Source organism: Martelella alba, from assembly GCF_006516955.1.
Taxonomy (GTDB): Bacteria; Pseudomonadota; Alphaproteobacteria; order Rhizobiales; family Rhizobiaceae; genus Martelella; species Martelella alba.
On sequence record NZ_VHLG01000044.1, the window covers coordinates 1 to 1,691 of the forward strand.

The window sequence follows — 1,691 nt, forward strand, 5'->3', positions numbered from 1 at the left end:
AAAGCACCCCACAAAACCGCGCAATCTGGGGCTTCGGCTTGTGTCTTCTAAGCCGACGGTCGCAGGTTCGAATCCTGCAGGGGTCGCCATTACTTTGCTATTAATCCCTAAGTGATTGCTTATTAATTGTTTTTTTTAGGGTGCGGGGATTTTAGGTAAAGGTGCGGGGATAGCGCGTTCTCGTTTAGTTTTTTTGATGCCTGTTTTGCAAGGCGGCGACGGTCCGCTTCGCGGGTATATAGGCCAGCCATAGCGTCAGATTTCCAGCCAAATCGCGCTTTCAGTTCTTCGGTTGTTCCGCCAAGTTCAGCCAGGTCAATCGCACCTTTCTTTCGAAGTCCGTGAGCACGAGGCGAAATTCCAGCCTCAGCGCACATTTTGCCGAACCAGTTGCCAAAAGAAGCAGCGCTTTTGAATGGGCGACCGTGAACAGGAGTCGTCAGGAAGGCGAGGTGATGCGTTTCGCAGGCGTCCAGTGAACGCGCCAACGATGGTGAAATCTCGATATAGACCATCTTCGCGTTTTTGCTTGCGCGAAATTCTATCACGCCATCCCTGATGTGCTGAGGCCCAAGGCGAAACATGTCTCCCCGGCGTAGGCCGGTCCAAAGAAAGAGATCTATCGCAAGTCGCGCCATGCTGCCGAGAGGATGCTTCTCATAGAAGGCACGAATGTCGTCATCGGTCCAAGGCATGAAACCTTCGCTGCGGATTTTCGGACGCTTGACGCCGCGCACAGGATTTGAACGCATGTATCCTGCATCTACTGCGAACTCGAAGAGATAACCCATCACTTTCATGAAGTTGATTGCTGCATGTGGCGTATCTGCACGGCGGTCTCGGCCACTGGCTATTGTTTGGCGGGTAATTTGCGTCAACACCAGCTTGCCTCCTGTTTGGCAGACTGATTTCAAGATGTTTTTTCGCATACGCTGTGTGGATGGTGCGAGACCTTTAAAGGCAGCACTTTCGTGATAGCGATCCACCAGCCATTGAAGCGTATTCTTTGATGCTTGGTCTGGCATCGTCGTTTCTGCGCTTGCAACAAGAGTTCGCCATTCGGCTACGAATTGGTCTGAGCCATATTCGCCATGTAGCCGTGTGCGTTTACCGTTGCCGATTCGAAAATACCATACGGTTCTCCCGTGGCGGCTCGTTTCCTTTTGGACGTATTGGTAGCGTTTGCGTGACATATTCATGATCAGAGATAGCCGTTTCTGCTTTCTTCCAGCATTTTCTCGGTGAAATCTCCATTTTCTCCATTGATCACGACAGTACCATCGGGGCGTACGCTGATGGTTCTTACATTGATTCCAGCCGCCTTGACGGCAAGAATAGCGCGCTTCACAGCACCTTGCGTAAAGGGAGTGGTTTGCCGGCTCATCTATTTGTCCTTACTCTTTTTCTCATCCTCTGATTCTCCATGCGTCAAACTCTTTCACCATCTCGCGCCATCGAGCTGCCGCAGCGGAATCGGTGTTCAATTGACTGCGGCTTGTAATGGAGAGTATCGACCGCACTCGCGTCGCGGCTGTCTTGTCCGTCGCTGGATGCGGCAGGTCGTGCTGTTCGATCAAAAATCGCATGAAGGCTGGTTCTGTGAGAGCGGCGGTGCAAAAGTCGGCTACGGAAGCGGCGGGATAGTCCTGCTGCGCCGGAGTAAAACCCGGCCACCTATTTACCCTTCTGTG

General features: G+C 52.2%; 2 protein-coding genes and 1 pseudogene. All 3 read right to left on the minus strand.

What is annotated here, in order from left to right:
* Positions 1-122: 122 nt before the first annotated feature.
* Positions 123-1,199, minus strand: a complete 1,077-nt coding sequence (locus FJU08_RS22575; RefSeq protein WP_235890961.1) for a tyrosine-type recombinase/integrase — start codon at positions 1,197-1,199, stop codon at positions 123-125.
* A gap of 2 nt (positions 1,200-1,201) precedes the next feature.
* Positions 1,202-1,384: a hypothetical protein gene (locus tag FJU08_RS22580; RefSeq protein ID WP_141151292.1), complete on the minus strand. Its 183-nt coding sequence runs from the start codon at positions 1,382-1,384 to the stop codon at positions 1,202-1,204.
* A 22-nt stretch (positions 1,385-1,406) separates the two neighbouring features.
* Positions 1,407-1,691: pseudogene (locus FJU08_RS23030) on the minus strand (hypothetical protein); the annotation flags it as partial.

What these genes read in the sequence shown, in the direction of transcription:
- FJU08_RS22575 (WP_235890961.1), bottom strand. Translation starts at nt 1,199, where the DNA reads ATGAATATGTCACGCAAACGCTACCAATACGTCCAAAAGGAAACGAGC.
- FJU08_RS22580 (WP_141151292.1), bottom strand. Translation starts at nt 1,384, where the DNA reads ATGAGCCGGCAAACCACTCCCTTTACGCAAGGTGCTGTGAAGCGCGCT.